The following is a 21,282-nucleotide window of genomic DNA, read 5'->3' as shown; positions in this document are numbered from 1 at the left end:
AATCTCCCAAAACTTACATTTTATTGAATAAAGAAAGATTACTAATTCGATTAAACACTTTCTGAGAAGCATCTAACGCGGCTTCTTTCATAGATAGTTCTGTTGCGGCTTCAGCTATGCTTAAACCACCGATTCTATCTTGAGCCACTGAGTTTGAGAGTTGATTTGCAGAGCTAAAATCCTCTCTCTCTCGAAGAATATTCAATCGAGCGCCTACAGCTGAGCGACCTTCACCAACCATGCGCTGAGCGTTATTAACACTAGTAGTCGCATCAAAGAAAGCCTCTTCCCTCTCTTCATGAGTAGAGAACTCATTACTTAAAACCGCTAATGTGTCATTTATTTCGTTAAGTACATTATCACGTCTAGGTTTATCCAAAGAAAAATCTATAGCAGCACCTGGCTCTCCTCTCACAAGAAATGACATACCACCAAAGGCGATAGGTTTACCTGCGGTATAAGAACCAGAAGAAACTTCTTCACCAGAATTATTCATAATACGGTAAGTCCCTGGCGTACCATCAAAAGCTCTGCGTCTATATTGATCTTCCCTTGTATCTGATCCGATATAAGTTGAATCAAGAGGTTTAGCTGCCTCACCTTCAGCAAGTACAGGGGAGGTAGTTAAATAATACATATTAGAAGATGCATTCTCTGGATCATAAAAGTCTTCCATGAACGTATCAAAGTCACCTTGGTTTTGAACTTTTGCAGAAAGAGAGACATCACCAATGATTAACTCAGGTGTAAATGAACGGTTTGTCCAAATATCTTGAAACAGTTTTTTTCCAGAATCAGTTACTGGAATTTTCATATTTTCAGAAATTTGTGCGTATTTCTGACCCTCATTACCAGCCCATTCATAACGACCTTGACTGTTTAATACAAATGCAGGAGAAAGTGTATCAGTGCCCGCAAAAATGTAGCTTCCATCAGCACTTCTTGAGTTCATTAACTCAGCCATAGATTCTGTAATCATGGTTATTTCTTGTACAATTGCATCTATATCATCTTGCGTATTAATGTCATTCTGAGCCTGAATAAAAAGCGTTCGAACATCGTCCATAAAGGCATTTAAGCTATCTAAAGCGACCTCTTGATATTCAAGATTACTGGTTGCCATTTTCATTGCATCATCAAAAAGTTCCAATTGATGGCTACTACTTTGATACATTAAAACCTGACTTGCACCCACTGGGTTATCGCTTGGTTTTACAATGTCAGTTTGTGCTGCAATTTTTTCTTGGACATGCAGTATTTTCTCATTGGCCTGACTAATTGCCCTGCTTGACTGCCCATAAATTAGATTATTTGTTACTCGCATAAACTTACCTCATTATCCCAAGCAAGGTTTCAAACGTCGTACGAGCCGCCGTTATTACTTGCGCAGAAGCGGAATAAGATTGCTGATATTTCAATAAATTTACTGCCTCTTCATCAAGGCTAACCGCCGATAATCTGTCACGGCGAGCCATGCTGTCATTCATAATTATTTCACTCGATTCTGCATGACCTGCCACTTCATTTGTTTTACTACCAACATAAGAAATAAAGCCTGCGAATGCTTTAGTTAAGCTCGATTTACCTTCCACCAAAGATTGATTTTGTAAGTCGAGCAATGCCAATCCATTAAAGTTATCGGCAGGCCCAACTATATCTGTACTGATAGAAAATTCATCACCTAATTGCGGCATAGAAGAAATAGAAACATCAAATCCCGCTTCTTCAGACAGACCCGCTTGTTCCAATAAATTACTGTAATGAAACACATCTTTAACAGTAGCAAGCTCAACACCAGATGCATCCTGAACAACATAAGAGCTAGGTGATGTGAAATAAATTTTATGCGGCGCACTTGGATAAAGTGAGCCGTCTGGTGTAAAAGCCGACGTTTCAGGGTTTGTATTTGTAACCGACTCTAAAGAAATTTTAGCATCAGATAGATTATCTGAATTTGTACTCACACCTAATGGTGCACTTAATGCAATAGCATCACCATTTTTTGCCTGAAGTTTTAAATGCGCTGCAGCACCTTCCGTCGGAGCAAAGCGAAAAACATCATTATCATCAATATCACTCAAATCAGAGATCCGAACATCTAAGCCTAGCTCTTCAATCGAATAGTAACCACTATTATCTGGGGTCATGCTAGACGGATCAAATAAAACCGGCTGTCCATTTGCATTGCCATTTTCATCATAGCGTGTAATTGCAAAACGGTTCGCGTCAGTCCTAGTTAATTCATAATTATCTTTAGTTATCTTTTCTGCGCTGCCAGCAGACACTTTCACTGAGATATCAGACAGTTTATGTATATTATCTTTAGTCGAATAAATATTCACATCATCTAATGAAAATAAATCACGACCAAATACACCGTTACCATCAAGACCTTTAGCATTTTGCACGTTCATCGCATCGGCAATAGAAATAGCATGCTGCCCTAATGTTCGATCTGCATTGACACTAAATTCAGAACGAAAATCAACCAGTCCACCAATATTTCCACCAAGACCATCCGTTTTTAAACCAACATCATAATCACCAAAATCTACGATTAAACTTATTTTCTTTGGATCCAACGGGTCTGAAATCACTTTTAGCTCTGTAGGCTTTTGATCCATAACCAGTGGTTGACCGTTGTCTAATTGAACAGACATTAAACCCTTTGTACTAAATTGCACCTTGATATCTAAATACTCAGAAAGTTCTTTCGCTAAAAGTTCTTGCTGGTCTCGCAATTCATTAGCAGGTGAAATAGATAAACTCTCTTCTCTTAATATCTTGTTATTTAAATCAGAAATTTTTGTTGTAATTGCATTCAAATCTATCAACGAGGCTGATAGCTGCTCATCAACTAACTTTTCTTGGCGCGTTACAATACTAGACAGTGTTTTATACTGTTCGACTAAATTATTTAGACTAGAGTGTGCAAGTTGTCTTAATGATGTAGAAGTCGGATCATTATTAGCTGTCTGTAATGCGTTAAAGGCTTCGTTTAAATAACCTGTCAAAGACACACTGTCTTCTGCAAGTAAATTATCAGCCACTGTCATCATAGAATGGTAAGTATCGTAATAAGCAAAATTGGACTTATCAGATCGCATTTGCGTACTGACGAAATTATCGACAAGACGAGAGGTATCACGAAGAATAACGCCGCCAATTGGCGAACTCGTGGTATCAGTTCTCTGACGGCTGTAGCCCTCAGTATCCACATTAGTTGTATTTTGCCCTGTAGTATTAATACGAGCATTACTGGATTGTAGTCCAGACAAACCAACTGAATATAAACTTGCTGAGCCCATTGCTCACCTCTAGCGTGTTGTTCAAAGAATAACTTGATGTCTTTTTTTAACTCTATAGACAATCAATGCAAGAAGTTTACCAATGTTGTTTTTTTTCTGAAAAAAACCTACAGGCTTTGAAACCATTGACTTGAGAGGATACTCTCAATTTTTTCTGAGTACTTAGGATCCGTAGCATAACCACCTTGTTGGAGAGAGGCGGCAAACATTGACGCGTCGTCTCCAGACTCCAAGGCATCTTTATACCGCTCGCTAGAATTTAAAAAATTTGCGTAATCATCAAAGCTTTGTCCAAAGGAATCATAAGCCCTAAAAGCTGCTTTTTCTCGTTTGGCAACACCATCACGAAATTCCAAAGTATTCACAACAGCTCTATCACCTTGCCATCTACTGTCTGCTTTTATACCAAACAGATTGAAGCTAGCCGCGCCATCTTCTTTAGCAATCGGGTATTTCCCCCAACCGGTCTCTAATGCGGCTTGGGCTAATATTGCTTTAGGGTTCACTCCCAGTTTTTCACCTGCTTGCTGCGCATGAGGCCAAAGGTACTCGACAAACTCATCAGGAGAATCAAATACCACGGAAAGTGCCGATGGTGCAGAAACCAGACTATCACCGGAAATGCTTTGAGCACTTTGACTCGCTTCTTTTTGCACGGATTGAATAAAATCGGTGGAAGCCCTGTTAGCCAATGTTTGAATTCTAACCAAATCTTGTTTTGCAACTTGATTCAGAAAATCCGTATCCCCTCGTTCTTTTGCTTCTGCCGAGCTAACGCGACCCTGCTGCTGAGCTTGATACTGCCTAATCAAGGCTTCTGACAGACCAATACCGCCTGTTGTCGCAAGACTCTGAGACATTTGCGAGTCCATCATATCTTGGTATTGTTTCGTTTGAGGACTAGAAAATAAATCACTACCAATCGTTTCATTGGTAGCTCGCATTGTTTTAAACATCATATTGATAAAGATGGATTCAAACTGCTGAGCTACTTCTTTTAATGCGGCATCTGGGTCTTTTTGTGCTTTCGTCTTTAACGCGGTAAGTGCAGAAAAATCGGCAAAAAAGTCATCTTTTGTAGAAACGGAGTTCATAATACGGCCTATATAACGACTAAATCAGCATTAATTGCACCGGCTTGCTTCAGGCCTTCTAAAATTGCCATCACATCACCTGGTGCAGCGCCGACTTGGTTCACAGCTCGAACAATATCATTCAATGAAGCACCCGGATCAAACACAAACATATGACCGCTGTTATTGCTAATTTCAATCCCTTCACGAGGAGATACTATAGTTTCTCCTCCCGTAACCGTTCCATCTTGACCTACCACTGGCGGCACATCTTTGATTGTTACGGTTAGGCTGCCATGCGTGATAGCAGCAGGTGATACTTTCACGTGCTGACCAATAATAATAGTTCCTGTACGAGAATTAATAACAATACGAGCCCTCTCTTCACCCATTTCCACTTCGAGGTTTTCAAGTATAGATAAAAAGGTTACACGCTGACTTGGGTCTCTTGGTGCAGACACTCGAATAGAAGTTGCATCCAATGTCGTTGCGACACCCGGCCCTAAAAGGTCATTAATTTTGTCAGAAACTTGCTTAGCCGTTGTGAAGTCTGGTCGATTTAGATTAAAGGTTAATGTATCGCCGGTATTGAAGCTACTAGGAACCGTACGCTCTACACTGGCACCGTTAGGGATACGACCAACCGTTGGAATGTTTAATGATGTCCGTGATCCATCAGTGCCATTAGTACCTAAGCCACCAATCACTAAATTACCTTGTGCAATAGCATACACAGCTCCATCAGCACCTTTAAGAGTAGATAATAGCAATGTACCACCACGTAATGTACTGGCATTACCAATAGAAGATGCAGTCACATCAATTTTTTGACCAGGCTTAGAAAACGCAGGCAGCGTTGCCGTAAGAGAAACCGCAGCGACATTTTTAGATGTTGCACTAACACCTGCAGGCAACGTCACACCAAAACGTGACAGCATGCTAGCAAAGCTTTGACTGGTAAAATCTGTATTGTCTCCAGTACCATTCAAACCGATGACTAGACCATAGCCAAACAATTGGTTTTCACGAACACCTTGAACGCTGGTGATGTCCTTCAGGCGTTCTGCCTGTACCGAAAAAGACAAAATGTATAAGACAACTAACGCTATGTATTTCATCACATCACCTATTGAGAGAAATACGCTTCTCTCATATGTTTTTATCATTAAATTAATAAGGCATATCACTAGAGTTAAGCAAACGACTCACCCAACCCTGCTCACTTCCTGCGGCAACTTCACCTGTACCCGAATAAACAATTCGCGCATCTGCAACACGTTCAGATTCTACTGTATTCTCTGGCGAAATATCCTGTTTCCGAACGATGCCTGAGAAACGAATATATTCATCACCTTGATTTAGGGTTAACCATTTTTCACCGCGAATAGCCAATAAGCCATTCGGATATTCCTTATATACTGTAACTGAGATTGTACCGTTCAAACTATTATTCTGATTCGCAGATGCATTTCCGGTAAAGTCTGTTCCTTGCTGAGGAAGAGTGGTGTCTATTTTGAGCTCTTCCCCCAATACTGTAGGGTTTTCAATAGTAGCCGAAGATGACTTAGACACTGTAGCGGCATTGGCTTTCGTTGATGTCGTCGTCTCATTTAAGTTTATCGTTAATATATCACCTACTTTACTGGCTTTTTGATCACCGAAAAACACATCCCCCATACTAACCTGATAAATACCACCCGTTGGCGCTTGTGAAGGGCTCATACCGTTTGGATATACAGGTGTATAATAAGGGTCATCAGACCGAATAGATTGACTAATTTCCGGCCCATTTAATGGATCAGCTCCGTCAGGAACATAACCTTTACGTACAACTTCATCCGGTACTTCTTCATCTACTTCCTCTTCACCCTCTTCTGTTATTGCGTCAACCACAGCGTCCGCAACAACTCCTGCAGCACCAGCCGCTGCAGCATTAGCCACTGCCTGTTCATCAACATCAAAAGATAAACAGCCAGTCAAAAAAACACTAAATAATACTAAGAGAGTAAATTTTATTTTCATAATATTCCGCACGCTACTATAACTGCTGTATTGCAAAACTCATCATACCATCAGCTGCGGAGATAACTTTTGAATTCATCTCATATGCCCTTTGAGTGGTAATCATATTAACAAGTTCTTCAATCGAATTTACATTAGATGCTTCTAACATACCTTGAGCAAGAGTACCTAACGAGTCCGTTCCAGGAACACCTACCAAAGGTGGGCCACTGGCATTCGTTTCTGTGAAAATATTTTGCCCTGCTGAACTTAATCCTGCTGGATTAATAAAGCCTGCAATATTAATTGCACCGACCTCTTGAGCATCGGCTTCACCACTCATTCGAACAGATACTATCCCATCTTCCGCTATCATAATTTCAATAGCGTTAGGGTCAATTTCAATCCCTGGCTCAACAATTAGTCCACCAGAAGTAGATATCTGCCCTTCACTATTTAGCTGTAAGCTACCATCTCTTGTATAGCCTATCGTACCATCTGGCTGTAAAACCTGTAAAAAACCCTTTCCTTGAATAGCAACATCAAGCTGCCTATCCGTCATATTATAATCGCCATTCGAAAAGTCTTTTTGTGTCGCTCCAACTTTTACACCTGTACCTAATTGCAGACCAGATGGTAACTCAGCATTCTGAGCGCTCACTCCACCTGGTGCTCGTACTGTTTTGTACATCAGATCTTCAAATACCGCTCTGTCTTTCTTAAACGCTGTTGTCGAAACGTTTGCCAAGTTATTGGCAACAACATTCAACTGCTTATCCATTGCGCTTAAACCGGTTTTACTTACCCATAATGCTGAATTCATAAGAGCCTCTTCTAATTCTATTAATCTGTTGCCACGGCTTAATTTATTAGCCTTTTAATTTATGGGCTATATTTAAGATGTACGCTGTAATATTCGAGCAGACGAATCTGCATTTTCTCGTATCGTATCCATCATTTTTACATTCATCTCAAAACGGCGAGAGAGGTTCATAATATGAGTCATTTCCTCTACCGCATTAACATTACTACCTTCCACAAAACCTGAAGCAAGCTGGACATTTAAGTCTTGTTCAAACTCTTGACCATCACGCGGATGAATTAAGCCATCTTCTTCTTTGCGTAAATTTTGAATATCAGGATTAACCAATTTAATTTGATTCAAGACTGCCACTTCATTACCAGCACCACCTTGAGGAACAATAGAAATAGAACCGTCAGCTGTAATATTTATACTGTCGAGAGGTGGTAAAAATATAGGCCCTGCAACGCCTGCTATAGGCAAACCTCGTCCTGTAACAAGCTGCCCTGCGGCATTAATTTGCAAGTCACCCGCACGAGTATAAGCTTCTTGGCCTTTATCATCATAAACAGCAATAAAGCCTTCACCAGCAACAGCTACATCCAAATTCCTGCCTGTTTGAATCATATCTCCCTGTGTATAACGCGTCGCTGGGTTTTCAGTCATAGCGTACACTCGACTAGGATGATGATCGCCATACACTTGCATTGAACGTGCTTGCTCAAAGTCAGAACGGAAGCCGGTTGTACTGACGTTTGCAAGGTTATTAGCGTGTATTGTTTGAGCATTCATGGTCTGTACACCACCACTCATTGCCAAATATAAGGCCTTATCCACAACGATACCCCTAGAAAAATTCACATAATTAAATGATTAGTTAATAAGTATCTATCAAGAATCGTACCAACTTAAAAAAAGGTAAAAAAAAGCCGAAACAACAAAAGTTGCTTCGGCTTGAAATCTTCTCTCTCCAGAAAATTAACGAAGGTTAATTATCGTCTGCGTCACAGTATTTTCTGTTTCTAATGTTTTACTGTTTGCTTGATAATTACGCTGTGCCTCAATAAGGGCAACGAGTTCAGACGTTAAATCAACGTTAGACTCTTCCAGCGACCCTCCTTCTATCTTACCAAAAGTTCCGCTATTAGGACGACCAATATCAGCCGGGCCCGAACCTTTGCTTGCCAACCAGGAAGTGTGCCCTGCCGGCAGAAGACCGTCAGTACTATCAAATGTCGCTAATGCGATCTGGCCAAGTGTTGCCGTTTGTTGATTTGTATAGTTAGCAACCAAGAAACCATCACGGTCAAAAGAAACGCCCTGCAACTCACCAGCAGAGAAACCATCCTGTTCAAAGTTGTCAGTATTCTCTAAAGCAAACTGTGTTGATCCAGTAAAATCAAGAGGCGTAATACGACCTCGATTAGTAGGATCTACACCTTTTATTTCTAATGCGATAGGCTGGGCAACATCATATGGAGGCATACCACGATATGTACCTAACAAATTACCCGCAGCATCAAAAGAAACCGCAGTTTTTTCTTCTAGGAAACGGGTATCTTCACCGGTTAAAGGATCGCTAAAAGTTTCTTCACCATCCATTGTTATACGTAACTCGTAGGTGTTATTTTCACCCTGTTTAATAAAGTAATAACCCATTGTGTGGGTCTCACCTAAGGAATCATAAACACTTCTGGTATTACCATAAGTGTAGGTTTCAGGGTTAAGAGCATCAAAAGACTCTCGAGCAACAGAGCTTGAATCACGAACCTCTTCAGGAGCAAGTGTCGATGTAACAGCTACTCCACCCAACGTACCAGAAACCGTTAAAGCGGCCTTCGTACCAGCCGCTATATCAGACACTCCCGGCTCATTCTCGCCAAGATAAAGCAATTCAAATGGCTGCTCATTAGTGCCGTCACCATTATGATCAGTGTCACCATCCGCAGAATTGTAAGTCGCAAAAGTTTCACCTAAAAATGCAGCCCCCGTATCATCTGTTAAGTTACCATTAACAGTAGCATTTACTTTATATGTGTTAGGAAGCTCACTTTTAGAATAATAATACGTCACTATATTTGTTTTACCGTTGGCATCTACAACACCCTGGGTTTGAGTGTAGTTATACGTATCAGGATCATATGGATCAAAATCTGCCTTGATAAATGGCGGAATATCTTCACTTTTTGAATTGAGATTAACCTTAAGCTCCATTTCAGTCGTTGGCTCTGGTGAGATCCTATCAGTTGGAATAAACATATTTTCCAAATTACCACCAATAACACCGTTAACGGCATTAAACCCCTGAAGGTGACTACCTGAATTAGTTATCAAGAAACCATCTTCATCCAGCTTAAAGTTACCAGCACGAGTATAAGATTGAGCAATACCAGCATCCAACACAAAAAAGCCGCTACCATCGATCGCAACATCTAAATTGTTGTCTGTATAGGATAGGTTTCCAGATGCAAACTCCTGAGATACCTTACTTACACTGACACCAGAACCAATACTGTTTCCACTTCCAGCACCAAGCACACTCGTATTGTAGATATCATCAAATTCAATACGTGACTTTTTAAAGCCTGTTGTATCGGCATTGGCAATATTATTACCCGCAACACTTAAATAATCGGCAGAAGCTTTAATACCCGATAGCGCAGTATTGAATCCCATAATACTCTCCAGTTAACCTAATATTTCTAATTCATTTGTAAGTTTGATTTTTCCGTGATTTTCCACGTTTAAAACCGTTCCATTTTCACCATTAATAGTGACACCTTGGATACGAGTAGGAAGCCGTGTAATCATGGCGGAAATCTCACCTTCTGCATTAGCTGACGAAGCGGCAAAGCGGTATTCACCAGACGGCAAAGTATTTCCGTCATCGTCCAGCTTATCCCATTTATAGTCATCAGAATTCAGTGTAGCTGTACGAACAATCTTATTATCCGCATCATAAATTTTTAGCGTTGCAGACTGAGAGTTTTCAGGAATAGTCATTCTCAACTGAATATCACTACCATCTTCTGTCATCTTAGTTTTACTGCCCTCCATCAAAATGGACTTACCTACTAAGGTGGAGGCACTAAGGGCTTGATTAGATGTTAGGGATGTCGCCATATTTTCCAGCTGATCCGAAATGCCTGTCAATCTCTCTAAAGAGCTAAACTGAGACATCTGCGCAACCATATCATTGGCATCTTGCGGAGATGTTGGATCTTGGCCTTTCAACTGTTCAATATACAACTTCAAAAAAACATTCTGATCCGCCATTGCAGTCTTTTCTGCCTGCACTTCGGGCTTTTCAATGCCGCTCTTTGACTTAGCTGAATCCGTCCCATATTGGGAAATAAGATTATTAAGCCCTTTAGTATCAGATATATTTGCCATCTATCAGCTCCTATGACTGCCCAAGTGTGAGCATTTTCTGCATCATACTTTTTGCTGAGTTCATAATTTCCACATTCGTTTGAAAAGATCGTGACGCCGACATCATATCGGCCATCTCTTCCATTGGGTTCACGTTTGGATAAAATACGTAACCTTCTTCATTAGCCATTGGGTGATCTGGCTCATAGCGAGGCTGTAAAGGAGCATCAGATTCAACAATACCATCAATTTTCACACCAACACCGGCACCACTACTATCCATGCTGGCATTATTCCAGCCAAATTCACGCATGTTATCGTTCATCATTTGAGAGAAGACTGGTTTACGTGCACGATAAGTCTGATCAGCAGAACTTGCTACGCTGTCTACGTTAGCCATATTACTGGCAACCGTATTCAAACGTACTGTTTGCGCACTCATTGCTGATCCAGAAATAGCAAAAATATTACTTAAAGACATCGTCATTAGTTCCCAATAAGTGCTTTTTTCATGCCACTGATTTTTCCATTCAGAAACATAAAGCTTGTATCAAATTGCAATGAGTTTTGTGCGTATTCAGCCTGCTCTCTCTGCATATCAACATTGTTGCCATCTAAAGATGGTTGATTAGCATTTCGATATAACAAAGCACCTGAACCTGATGTAACACTGTCACCTGATATATGGCGCTCATTTGCTCCAGCCAGCTTCAACTTACTACCTTCATCACTCAAAATAGAATCAAAGGTCATATCTCTTGATTTATAATTTGGCGTATCTGCATTGGCTATATTATTGGCAAGCACAGCAGCCCTAGCACTTCTAAACTCTAGAGTTTTATCATGTCCTGCAAACGCACTCGCAAAAGATATAGCCATCTAACCCTCAAACTGAATTTATTAACTGGTTAATATAAAGCAATTATGATGCCAGAAATAAAAACCCTTTATATTCAATAAGTTATTAAAAATTCAAGGTGTGACGGCAAAAAGCGGCAACAATAAAGACAGGATAAAAAAAACCTGCCAAACATAAGAGTAAGGCAGGTCTTTCATTGGAGAAAAAGATTCAATATAAGTTATAAAACCTTAGCTTTATAAACAATACCAGGATGGCATTGCACAATTTCAAAGTAAGCAGAAAGCCCACTCAATGCCTCAGAGCCGCCAAGGAACAAATACCCACCAGGCTTCAAAGATGCATGCATCCTTTTCAAAATATCAAGTTTTAAATCGACGGTAAAATAAATAAGAACATTACGACAAAAAATAATGTCGAACTTACCGAGCATAGAAAATGAATCAATAAGATTCAGATACTTGAATTCAACACGTGAACTTAAATTTGGTTTTATTTTCCAAGTCAGCTCATTAATTTTATCAAAATAACGTTTTTGCAGATCTGCACCAAGACCTCGAGCAATGGCTAAACTATCATATTCACCCTGCTTAGCATGTTGAAGTATATTGGTACAAATATCTGTCGCAACAATTCTTTCACCCGCTTTCAATACACCAGGTCGAGAAGATTTAAATTCCTCAATTACCATGCTAATAGAATAAGGTTCTTGACCTGTTGAAGATGCAGCAGACCAAATCCTCAAAGGAGAAGCCCCCATTTCAGGTAATACTTTTTCTTTCAAAATAGTAAACGGGTGCGTATCTCTAAACCAAAGAGTTTCATTTGTCGTCATTGCATTAATGACTTCTTCCTTTAATTTAGAACCACCAGGCCGCTCCAGAGCATCGACGAGCTGTTCAATCTTAGTGAAATTCTCTCTTTCTAACATTTTGCCTAAACGGCTAGCCACCAAATACTGCTTATTATCGCTCAGAGAAATACCACACACTTTCTGCAAGTATTCTCTGAAACGGATATAGCCATTAGGCGTAATTGCATTTGTACTATTGAGCATTAAAACTCCATGAGTGACAGACGCTCAATAAATAAAGCCAAACAAAATTGACCAACATCTTATTCAGACTGAACCTGCACTGTTTCTATTGCCAAACGAGCTAATTCATCTGGCTGAAATTTAGCCAAGAACCCATCAGCACCAACTTTTTTCACCATAGATTCATTAAACACACCACTTAATGAAGTATGTAGAAGAATAAATAAATCTTGCAAACGGCTGTCATTACGAATTGCCGTTGTCAAAGTATAGCCATCCATTTCAGGCATCTCGATGTCAGAAATAACCATAGAGAACTCTTCAGTAACGTCTTTACCTTCAGCCACCATAGCCTCTAGGAAGTTTAACGCTTCACGACCATCACATAAAACAGTAGTAGAAAAACCAACCTGTTCCATACAACGTTTAATTTGTTTACGTGCAACAGATGAGTCATCAACAATTAATATATGATGCTTTTTAGCGTTTTCTTGAACGCCCTCATTTACGATACCATCTGAGATATCCTGACGAGTAGGAGCGACTTCTGAAAGAATCTGCTCAACATCAAGAATTTCAACCATCTCCTTCTCAACCTGACAAACCGCGGTTAAATAGTTGTCATTAGACAAACCTTTTGGCGGTGGCTGAATATCACTCCAATTCATATTAACAATACGCTCAACACCACGAACTAAAAAACCCTGTATACGGCGATTGTATTCAGTGATGATAACGAAACACTGATCAATATTTTCAAGTGGACTTGAGCCAGTCGCTAGACCTAAATCTAAAATTGGAATCGTTCCACCACGAATATGAGCAACACCACGAACAACAGGAGAACTATGAGGCATAGTCGTCAACTTAGGGCATTGAAGAATTTCTTTTACCTTAAATACATTAATGCCATAAAGATGCTTTCCATTTAAGCGAAACAACAGTAGCTCTAATCGGTTTTCTCCAACTAACTGCGTACGTTGGTTAACAGTATCCAAAACTCCAGCCATAAACGCCTCCAAAACATTATACTGAGGTATCACCTCAAAATTGTTAATATGTATCATCCGATGATAAGGTGATATCTAGTTTTTCACTAATTTTTTTATTTATAACGTAATCATAAACAAAGAGATAGAATCATGCGAATTATAAGGCTAACAATAGCTCTCTTTTGTTTTCAAGCAAGCTTAACATTTGCAATTTCGATAGAAGCTCAACTAAATCACTACATAAATGAAGTAGAAATACCTAGGCTATCCAAAATATACCCTGGCGCATCCATAGACATTTCTTTAAACAACTTAGCAGCTCTAAACTATTTACCCGACTGCGAAGCGTCAACTATAAGTATCAATAACCAAAGACCTGATACAACAAAACGAACAAACTATGAAATTAGCTGTGAATCCCCCGTTTGGAAATCCTACATTCCAGCGACACAATCTATTATGATCACTGCAATTAAAACGAGCAGCCCTATTAATAGAGGCCAAGTAATAAGTAAATCCAATACAGATATAGGTGAAGTGGATTTATCGAGCCTAAGAGGTGATATTTTCACTGAAAGTAACCCACCTTATGGCCTTATTGCATCACGCAACTTACGCATTAATACCTTTATTACTGACAACCTTACTAGCCAACCCACTCTAATAAAAAAAGGGGATCTCATTCTCATAACAGCAAGTAGTGGAACAATAACTGTCAAAATGAACGGGGTATCATTAGAAAATGGTATAAAAGGACAACAAATACGTGTAAAAAACACAAGTTCTGGACGAATTATATACGCCAAAGTTGTAACTAACAGTGAGGTTCTTGTAAACTATTGATCACAGATACGTTGGCACGGCAATTAATTCTCTTTTCATAAGAATTATCACTAAAGTTTCAACGACCATAGCCGACAATATAGACAGGCAAATCATAATAGGGCGGAAAAACCCAATGGCAATACAATTAACAGGTCTATCAAATCAAAGCAGCATCAATAAAAGCGAACGTTCGCAAAAAGATGATGCAACTAGTAGCGCACCTGAGAAACAAAGCGCAGTACAAAGTGGTGGCACGTTAGCAGAGGATACCGTTAAATTGAGCGGTACAGCACAAACACTCCATAGCCAACAATCTAAAATCAACAATTTACCAGATGTTGATATGGATAAAGTAGAGCAAATAAAGAACGCTATTGCAGCGGGTGAATATAAAATAGACACACAGAAGCTAGCTAGTAACATGGCCTCTATGGACTCGTTATTCTAGATTGTGAATATACAATCTTTAAGCGGTTTGAATTATGATTCCTATTGCACTCATATTTGTAAGAAGCAAAGAGATACTAGAAAACCTCTCTTCGCTTCTTGACGAAGAAAGATTAGCTTATGGGCAATCAGACAGTAAAAAGATAATAAACTTAGCCGAACAAAAGCAAAGCCTTCTCGATGAAATGAATCAACTTAATGAGAAAAAAATCAACATACTCATTAAATTCGACATTGTAGATAGAAGAAACCCAACTGAAGAAGAATTCAAAACTTGGCTTAGTTTGCAAGATAGTTCTATGGATGATGTTCGCCTACTCATTCAAGAATGCGAAAAGCTTCTTAAAAAATGTAAAACACAAAACAACACTAACGCTCGCATACTCAGCACCCTCCAAAAGCGCAACAAACACCTATATGAGCTTCTTCAAGGTCATAGCATCAAAAACAAAGTCTATACCTCTAGAGGCTCTACACGACCTATCAGCAGCAAGCATACTTTAGGTCGAGCCTAGGTTTCCTAATGAAAATTTAACGATACAAATCAATATGATGAAGCATATTATTTGCATTCAATGTTACTTTGCGATATAAAAACCCGAATGTCTCTATAGGTAAACAGGATATACCGGCCGCCTCCTAAGCAGCTATTCCAGGTTCGAGTCCTGGTAGGGACACCATATTTTCAAATACCATCTTATAAACATACTCTTTAAATAGAAATTTCGAACATAAAAAAAGAGCCATTTGACTCCTTTTCACAACACTTAAGTGTGTTTATTCTACTTCGATAAGCTCAAAGCTATGGACAATTTTAACGCCGCCTCGCTCTAACATTAATGAAGCAGAGCAGTATTCTTCAGCAGATAGCTTTACAGCGCGAGCAACCACACTTTCCTTCAGTTTTCGTCCAGTCACTACAAAGTGAACTCGAATTTCTGTGAAAACAGCAGGAACAGCATCCGCTCTATCCGCATCGATTTGAGCGACACAAGAGACAACGTCTTGACGAGATTTCTTAAGAATGCCAACCACATCATAAGAAGTACAACCACCCAACCCGGCAAGCAACAACTCCATTGGTCTTGGGCCTGCAACCTGATTACCGTCAATCTCTACTTTAAAGCCAGAACCTGTCTCTGCAGTAAAATGTACATCTTCTTGCCAACTTACATTCGTTTTCATCATTCAACCCTACATTATTCTGTTGTGTCTGAAGTTGCCTTTACTAAGCCTTAATATGACTCATTAAGACTGAAACAACTCAGCTAATTTTTCACCTGGATTGTCAGCTCGCATAAACGCTTCACCGACCAAAAAGGCATTAATATTTTTTTCACGCATCAGGGCCACATCGTCACGAGTATGAATTCCACTCTCCGTTACGATAAGACGATCAGAAGGCACGCTGTCCATCAGTTCGAACGTGTGGTCTAGACTCAATTCAAAAGTATGCAAGTCACGGTTATTGATGCCAAACAATTCTGTTTCTGTGTATTCCAATGCCAGTTCAAGCTCAGGACGGTTATGCACCTCAACCAAAACATCCATACCAAGATCACTTGCCATATTATCGAGCTGACGCAGTTTGTCGCCACTCAAGCACGCCGCTATCAACAAAATACAATCTGCACCAATGGCTCTGGCTTCTAAAACTTGATATTCATCGACAATAAAGTCCTTACGAATAACAGGTAATCCACACGCCGCACGCGCTTCTACTAAAAAGTCTTCATGACCTTGGAAAAAGTCATGATCCGTTAGAACAGACAAACATGCCGCTCCACCTTTCTCATAAGATCGAGCAATATCTGCAGGAACAAAATTCTCACGCAAAACACCTTTGCTTGGCGAGGCTTTTTTGATCTCTGCAATGACACCCGCTTTACCAATCGCTATTTGATGCTTCAATGCATTGGCAAAACCACGAGGAAGGTTGTGTACATTCGCTACCGACGCAGCAACTTCTAAATTGCCATACGGAGTATGGGATTTTCGCTCGTTAATTTCTTCGTATTTACGGGCAACGATATTCTTTAAAATGGTTGGGGTTTCTATCTGCATTATGCTTCCGCTCCTATTCGTTAAAGTGAGTCAGGGCTCATAAAACAACGTGTAAAACTTGCCAGTTCAGACATTTTAACTTTCGCTGTACCACCGCCAATCACATCTTCTGCGATGTTAACGCCTTCCGCCAGAGTATCAGCAATGCCTGAAACATAAATCGCCGCACCCGCATTTAAAGCAACGATGTCACGTGCAGGATTTACTTTGCCCTTACCTTCTAGTGCTGTTTTAATAAGCGTCAAACTTTCGCCTGCGTCTGTTGCTTGGATCGTATCGATAGACTGCAATGGAATACCAAAGTCTTCTGGGGAAACCATGTATTCTGAAATAACGCCGTTCTTTAGCTCTGCAACAAATGTCGATGCCGCAATGCTCATTTCATCCAAACCGTCTTCAGAATGCACAACCATAACGTGTTCACTGCCAAGCGCCTTTAACACTTCAGCAATTGGTCGCACCCACTTCTGATCAAATACACCCATTACCTGGCGCTTCGCATTAGCTGGGTTAGTGAGCGGGCCAAGTAAATTAAAAATCGTTCGCGTTGCCATTTCTTTACGAGGACCAACAGCGTGTTTCATGGCTGAATGATGATTTGGTGCAAACATAAACCCCAAACCAATTTCAGCAACACATCGAGAAACTTGTTCAGCATCTAGCCCAAGGTAAATACCAGCTTGCTCTAATACATCAGCACTGCCCGATTTAGACGACACAGAACGGCCACCGTGCTTTGCCACTTTACCGCCAGCAGCGGCGACAACAAAAGCTGACGCAGTCGATACATTAAATAAATTACCACCATCGCCACCGGTTCCACAGGTATCAACAATATCGTCAAAATCCAGATCAACCTTACTTGATAAATCGCGCATGACTTGAGCGGCGGCAATAATTTCTTCTACCGTTTCACCCTTCATTCTTAAACCAATTAAAAAACCACCAATTTGTGCTGGCGTGGTTTTTCCCGTCATGATGTCACTCATCACGGCACGCATTTCGTCGCCACTCAAATTTTGGCGCTCAACAACGGCAGCAATCGCTTTTTGAATATCCACCAGCTTCTCCTATCGTGTTAAAAAATTCGCTAATAAGGCATGTCCTGCCTCAGTAAGGATCGACTCAGGATGGAATTGCACCCCCTCAATGGCTAATGCCTTATGTCGAATCCCCATAATTTCTTCTTTTCCACCCGCTTCATTCTGACACCAAGCCGTTACTTCAAAACAATCAGGCAAAGTATCCGCAGACACCACTAAAGAATGATAGCGTGTCGCCACATGCGGGTTCGGTAATCCTGAAAATACCGATGTATTTTGATGATGTATCAAGGAAGTTTTTCCATGCATTACATTTTTAGCACGAATTACTTCACCACCAAAGACCTGAGCAATACTTTGATGACCTAAGCAAATACCCAATATCGGAATTTTTCCTGCAAACGCCTCAATCGCCGCCATCGAAATACCCGCTTCATTTGGTGTACAAGGCCCAGGAGAAATAACTAGATGAGCGGGTGCAAGTCGCTCGATCTCTTCTATGGTGATTTCATCATTACGATACACCTGCACATCCACACCAAGCTCACGAAAATATTGAACAAGGTTGTAGGTAAAAGAGTCGTAGTTATCAATCATCAACAGCATGTAAAGGCTAACTCGTGAAAATGTTTTTTTGCGTAACTTGCAAATTAAAAACACTAAATAAAGGAAAATCGCAGAAAATAGTTAGCGATTTTAAAGGATTTGAACGATGAAAACTATTGTTCTCCACCTTTCATTACTCTTTACTCGATTCTCTTTCTCAACACATTGAAATTTTTTCAATAATTTCGTGTAAAAACAAAGCCTTGTTTGATAAACAAACTGTTGTATAACACACTAGCTCGCATGCTATCTTTACTCTCAACTTTCAGTGTTTTAAGGATTCCCTGTGCATAGCCAAGTCGCTGACCTTATCGAAACTCTCATTAATGACGAACACTCACCTGAGTCCGTCAATAAAGCTATTTCAGAGCTGACTCCTGACGATGTAGCATTGGCCCTCGAATCCATTCCGCTTGTTCAACGACAACAAGCCTGGGCGAATATTAAACAAGCAAATCGTCTTGATATTTTGGTTGAGATGCGTGGTGAATCGCGTCAGCTTCTTTTAAAAGAATTAGACGATACTGAGATTGAAACCCTATTTACCGATGTAGACGCAGAAGACCTACTGGAAATCACCGATTCCTTACCTGATCGTTTGGTTGATATCGCTCTTAATCAGATGGATAACAAACAACGTGAATATTACCAACAAGGTATTGTTTACGACGATGACGTAGTCGGTCGCTGGATTGATCATGATTTACTGATCGCATCCCAATCCATTCGCACTTCAGAAGCGCTTAGACTACTTAAAAAAGAGACGCCAAGTTATACAGACATGGTGTATTTGGTAAACAGAACTGGCCGCTGGGTCGGCTGCGTAAAATTCGACAAACTTTTTAAAGCTCAAGGCCATGAACCCATTTCCAGTTTAATTGATGAAGAATGTACTTTTATTGATGCTGAGGCAGAATTAACAAAAGCGGCTGAACAACTGGAAAGATCAGGCTTGGTAGCTCTTCCCGTTGTAGACAAGAATTTCATTTTACTTGGCAGGTTTCACGCAGGCCTCGCAATGGAAACATGGCGTTTAGAACACGAAGCTCAACAGATGGCAACAGCTGGTTTGAATGAAGAATCAGACTTGTTCGCGCCAGTAAAGCGCAGCGCTGCGACCCGTGGCATTTGGTTAGGCATTAACCTACTAACTGCTTTCTTAGCATCTGCTTTCATTGGAATGTTTGAGGCGACATTACAACAAGTTGTTGCTTTAGCCGTCTTAATGCCAGTGGTTGCCTCTATGGGTGGCATCGCTGGTAGCCAAACCTTAACATTGATTGTACGAGGCTTGGCGCTTGGGCAAATAACTCGAAGCAACCTAAAATCACTACTATCAAAAGAGCTAAAAGTCGGTGGTTTAAACGGTATATTATGGGCCATTGTTATTGGTGTGGTAACACTATGGTGGTTTGAAAACCCTATGCTGGGTCTCGTGATTGGGCTAGCCATCATTGTAAATATTTTCATGGCCGCTCTTTCTGGCGTATTAATTCCAGTTTTATTAGATAAACTACGTATTGACCCCGCACTATCTGGATCTGTCATTTTAACAACAGTAACTGATATCGCAGGATTTGTGGCTTTCTTAGGATTAGGAACTTTGCTACTTATTTAGTTTTTAAGGACAAAGTAAAACCACATTTAAAACCTAACAAAACAGAGGTAATGGAATGACTTGGGAAACAATGCAATTTTATTTTGGATTGGGTGATACACAAATGCATTGGGTTGTTAGAGTGTTTATTATTGTATTAGCTACTATGGTGGTTAATTTCATGGTCAAACTTACTTTAGCCCGAATTGACAAGCAGCTAGAGCGAACAAAAACACCTTGGGACAATGTACTTATTATTGCAGCCAAAAAACCTGCAGGAGTATTTATTTGGCTAGTCGGACTCAGTATTGCAGCGGAAATTTCAGGAACAGAGATTGATCCTGACTTATCGTCACTTATTTCATCCGTACGTGAAGTTGGCGTTATTGTAGTACTAACTTGGTTTATTCTGCGCTGTATTTACGAATGTGAAAAAGCGGTTGTTAACTCAGAAAAAATAAAGACAAACGTTGATTACACAACCGCTAGTGCTATCAGTAAATTATTACGTGCTTCTGTCATCATTACCTCAGCTTTGGTTGTTTTACAAACTCTTGGGTACAGTATTTCAGGGGTTTTAGCTTTTGGCGGCATTGGCGGCATTGCAGTAGGTTTTGCAGCAAAAGACCTATTAGCTAACTTCTTTGGTGGCTTAATTGTTTATCTAGATAGACCCTTCGCTATTGGCGATTGGGTACGCTCTCCAGACCAAAACATTGAAGGAACGGTTGAACATATAGGCTGGAGACAAACACGGATTCGAACCTTTGAGAAACGCCCCCTATATGTTCCCAATGCAACGTTTTCATTAATTTCAGTAGAAAACCCATCACGCATGACACATCGCCGTATTAACGAAACAATTGGAGTACGATACGACGATTTCAGCCTGTTGCCGGCTATTTTGGCCGATATTAAAGATATGATTGCCAAGCATGAAGACCTTGATACAACTCAAACCTACATGGTGAATTTCAATCAATTTGGCCCTTCATCTTTAGACTTCTTTATTTATGCTTATACAAAAACTGTAGACTGGCGAACATTCCATAATGTGAAACAAGACGTTCTATTTAAGGCGATGCAAATCATTGAGTCTCATAATGCTGAGGTTGCCTTTCCAACACATACAGTCCACATGGCAAACGATGGAAGCTTAATCCCCTCTACTCCCCAAACCTCTTCACAACCATCAAAAAATACATAAAACGCACGAATAAAAACGCCAAGTCAACTCCTAGATTTAGGAACTGACTT

Annotated in this window: 22 protein-coding genes and 1 tRNA gene; 6 read left to right on the top strand and 17 right to left on the bottom strand. The window is 40.2% G+C overall.

The window, feature by feature from the left end:
- Window positions 1–13: 13 nt before the first annotated feature.
- The 13 genes from flgL to IF202_RS01600 form a co-directional block, all read right to left on the bottom strand.
- Complete coding sequence (flgL, locus tag IF202_RS01660; RefSeq protein ID WP_191593130.1) at window positions 14–1,324, bottom strand: flagellar hook-associated protein FlgL; 1,311 nt, start codon at window positions 1,322–1,324, stop codon at window positions 14–16.
- A gap of 4 nt (window positions 1,325–1,328) precedes the next feature.
- Window positions 1,329–3,308: a flagellar hook-associated protein FlgK gene (flgK, locus tag IF202_RS01655; RefSeq protein ID WP_191593129.1), complete on the bottom strand. Its 1,980-nt coding sequence runs from the start codon at window positions 3,306–3,308 to the stop codon at window positions 1,329–1,331.
- A gap of 107 nt (window positions 3,309–3,415) precedes the next feature.
- Complete coding sequence (gene flgJ, locus IF202_RS01650; protein ID WP_191593128.1) at window positions 3,416–4,402, bottom strand: flagellar assembly peptidoglycan hydrolase FlgJ; 987 nt, start codon at window positions 4,400–4,402, stop codon at window positions 3,416–3,418.
- Between the two features lie 8 nt (window positions 4,403–4,410).
- Window positions 4,411–5,499 carry a flagellar basal body P-ring protein FlgI gene (locus tag IF202_RS01645; RefSeq protein ID WP_191593127.1) on the bottom strand — a complete coding sequence of 363 codons (1,089 nt, stop codon included), beginning with the start codon at window positions 5,497–5,499 and terminating at the stop codon, window positions 4,411–4,413.
- 52 nt (window positions 5,500–5,551) lie between these two features.
- On the bottom strand, window positions 5,552–6,403 hold the full coding sequence (locus IF202_RS01640) for a flagellar basal body L-ring protein FlgH (protein WP_191593126.1): 852 nt from the start codon (window positions 6,401–6,403) through the stop codon (window positions 5,552–5,554).
- Between the two features lie 16 nt (window positions 6,404–6,419).
- Window positions 6,420–7,205 (bottom strand): flagellar basal-body rod protein FlgG, encoded by a 786-nt coding sequence (flgG, locus tag IF202_RS01635; protein WP_191593125.1) that lies wholly within the window; start codon window positions 7,203–7,205, stop codon window positions 6,420–6,422.
- Between the two features lie 72 nt (window positions 7,206–7,277).
- The gene (flgF, locus tag IF202_RS01630) at window positions 7,278–8,021 is read right to left on the bottom strand and encodes a flagellar basal-body rod protein FlgF (RefSeq protein ID WP_191593124.1); all 744 of its coding nucleotides are present in this window, start codon (window positions 8,019–8,021) and stop codon (window positions 7,278–7,280) included.
- Between the two features lie 141 nt (window positions 8,022–8,162).
- Window positions 8,163–9,860 carry a flagellar hook-basal body complex protein gene (locus IF202_RS01625; RefSeq protein ID WP_191593123.1) on the bottom strand — a complete coding sequence of 566 codons (1,698 nt, stop codon included), beginning with the start codon at window positions 9,858–9,860 and terminating at the stop codon, window positions 8,163–8,165.
- Between the two features lie 12 nt (window positions 9,861–9,872).
- The gene (locus IF202_RS01620) at window positions 9,873–10,577 is read right to left on the bottom strand and encodes a flagellar hook assembly protein FlgD (RefSeq protein ID WP_191593122.1); all 705 of its coding nucleotides are present in this window, start codon (window positions 10,575–10,577) and stop codon (window positions 9,873–9,875) included.
- 10 nt (window positions 10,578–10,587) lie between these two features.
- Window positions 10,588–11,037, bottom strand: coding sequence for a flagellar basal body rod protein FlgC (flgC, locus tag IF202_RS01615; protein ID WP_191593805.1), 450 nt, complete (start codon window positions 11,035–11,037; stop codon window positions 10,588–10,590).
- A gap of 5 nt (window positions 11,038–11,042) precedes the next feature.
- Window positions 11,043–11,435 carry a flagellar basal body rod protein FlgB gene (flgB, locus tag IF202_RS01610; RefSeq protein ID WP_191593121.1) on the bottom strand — a complete coding sequence of 131 codons (393 nt, stop codon included), beginning with the start codon at window positions 11,433–11,435 and terminating at the stop codon, window positions 11,043–11,045.
- Window positions 11,436–11,635: 200 nt separating this feature from the next.
- Window positions 11,636–12,472, bottom strand: a complete 837-nt coding sequence (locus IF202_RS01605; RefSeq protein ID WP_191593120.1) for a CheR family methyltransferase — start codon at window positions 12,470–12,472, stop codon at window positions 11,636–11,638.
- Between the two features lie 59 nt (window positions 12,473–12,531).
- The gene (locus IF202_RS01600) at window positions 12,532–13,461 is read right to left on the bottom strand and encodes a chemotaxis protein CheV (protein ID WP_191593119.1); all 930 of its coding nucleotides are present in this window, start codon (window positions 13,459–13,461) and stop codon (window positions 12,532–12,534) included.
- A gap of 132 nt (window positions 13,462–13,593) precedes the next feature.
- Between IF202_RS01600 and flgA the strand changes: the two genes are divergently transcribed.
- The 4 genes from flgA to IF202_RS01580 all read left to right on the top strand — a co-directional run bounded on the left by flgA (window position 13,594) and on the right by IF202_RS01580 (window position 15,395).
- Window positions 13,594–14,286 carry a flagellar basal body P-ring formation chaperone FlgA gene (flgA, locus tag IF202_RS01595; RefSeq protein ID WP_191593118.1) on the top strand — a complete coding sequence of 231 codons (693 nt, stop codon included), beginning with the start codon at window positions 13,594–13,596 and terminating at the stop codon, window positions 14,284–14,286.
- A gap of 115 nt (window positions 14,287–14,401) precedes the next feature.
- Window positions 14,402–14,716: a flagellar biosynthesis anti-sigma factor FlgM gene (gene flgM / locus IF202_RS01590; protein ID WP_191593117.1), complete on the top strand. Its 315-nt coding sequence runs from the start codon at window positions 14,402–14,404 to the stop codon at window positions 14,714–14,716.
- A 34-nt stretch (window positions 14,717–14,750) separates the two neighbouring features.
- Window positions 14,751–15,230 (top strand): flagella synthesis protein FlgN, encoded by a 480-nt coding sequence (locus IF202_RS01585; protein WP_191593116.1) that lies wholly within the window; start codon window positions 14,751–14,753, stop codon window positions 15,228–15,230.
- A gap of 89 nt (window positions 15,231–15,319) precedes the next feature.
- Window positions 15,320–15,395, top strand: a tRNA-Arg gene (locus IF202_RS01580).
- 97 nt (window positions 15,396–15,492) lie between these two features.
- On the opposite strand, the gene IF202_RS01575 is transcribed toward IF202_RS01580, so the two are convergent.
- The 4 genes from IF202_RS01575 to IF202_RS01560 all read right to left on the bottom strand — a co-directional run bounded on the left by IF202_RS01575 (window position 15,493) and on the right by IF202_RS01560 (window position 18,428).
- Window positions 15,493–15,900, bottom strand: coding sequence for an OsmC family protein (locus tag IF202_RS01575; RefSeq protein WP_191593115.1), 408 nt, complete (start codon window positions 15,898–15,900; stop codon window positions 15,493–15,495).
- A gap of 63 nt (window positions 15,901–15,963) precedes the next feature.
- Window positions 15,964–16,779 (bottom strand): indole-3-glycerol phosphate synthase TrpC, encoded by an 816-nt coding sequence (trpC, locus tag IF202_RS01570; RefSeq protein WP_191593114.1) that lies wholly within the window; start codon window positions 16,777–16,779, stop codon window positions 15,964–15,966.
- Between the two features lie 20 nt (window positions 16,780–16,799).
- Window positions 16,800–17,840 (bottom strand): anthranilate phosphoribosyltransferase, encoded by a 1,041-nt coding sequence (gene trpD / locus IF202_RS01565; RefSeq protein WP_191593113.1) that lies wholly within the window; start codon window positions 17,838–17,840, stop codon window positions 16,800–16,802.
- A 9-nt stretch (window positions 17,841–17,849) separates the two neighbouring features.
- Window positions 17,850–18,428 (bottom strand): anthranilate synthase component II, encoded by a 579-nt coding sequence (locus tag IF202_RS01560; RefSeq protein ID WP_191593112.1) that lies wholly within the window; start codon window positions 18,426–18,428, stop codon window positions 17,850–17,852.
- Window positions 18,429–18,714: 286 nt separating this feature from the next.
- Between IF202_RS01560 and IF202_RS01555 the strand changes: the two genes are divergently transcribed.
- Entirely contained in the window at window positions 18,715–20,046 is a 1,332-nt protein-coding gene (locus IF202_RS01555) for a magnesium transporter (protein WP_191593111.1), read from the top strand.
- 55 nt (window positions 20,047–20,101) lie between these two features.
- Window positions 20,102–21,232, top strand: coding sequence for a mechanosensitive ion channel family protein (locus IF202_RS01550; protein ID WP_191593110.1), 1,131 nt, complete (start codon window positions 20,102–20,104; stop codon window positions 21,230–21,232).
- Window positions 21,233–21,282 lie beyond the last annotated feature (50 nt).

The organism is Marinomonas colpomeniae (assembly GCF_014803385.1).
In the GTDB taxonomy this organism is placed as follows: domain Bacteria; phylum Pseudomonadota; class Gammaproteobacteria; order Pseudomonadales; family Marinomonadaceae; genus Marinomonas; species Marinomonas colpomeniae.
The sequence above is the reverse complement of the archived record's forward strand: the minus strand, read 5'-3'. Positions and strand labels throughout refer to the sequence as shown.